The following is a 390-nucleotide window of genomic DNA, read 5'->3' as shown; positions in this document are numbered from 1 at the left end:
GCTCCCGTCACCATGTTGCGCGTATATTGCTCGTGGCCCGGCGTGTCGGCGACGATATATTTGCGCGTTGCGGTCGAAAAGAAACGGTAGGCGACATCGATCGTGATGCCCTGCTCGCGCTCGGCGGTCAGCCCATCGACCAGCAGCGCGAAATCGATCCCCTGCCCTTGCGTGCCGACCTTCTTGCTGTCCGCCTCGAGGCTCGCCATCTGGTCGTCGAAAATCTGCCGCGTGTCATATAACAGGCGCCCGATCAGCGTCGACTTGCCGTCGTCGACCGATCCGCAGGTGATAAAGCGCAGCAACTGCTTGTCGCGATGGCGGGCCAGGTACGCGCCGATATCCGACGCGATCAATTCCTGTTCGGCGTCTTGATGGGCCATCAGAAAT

The 390-nt window shown here is 60.8% G+C and carries 1 protein-coding gene; it reads right to left on the bottom strand.

The window, feature by feature from the left end:
• Positions 1-383: GTP-binding protein (locus J1M86_RS23420; protein WP_241260593.1), on the bottom strand; the 383-nt coding region annotated here is incomplete at its 3' end.
• Between the last annotated feature and the right edge of the window lie 7 nt (positions 384-390).

The sequence above is a fragment of the Rhodococcus sp. KRD197 genome, assembly GCF_017168235.1.
Classification (GTDB): Bacteria; Actinomycetota; Actinomycetes; order Mycobacteriales; family Mycobacteriaceae; genus Rhodococcoides.
This window is presented reverse-complemented; position numbering and strand designations above follow the sequence as displayed.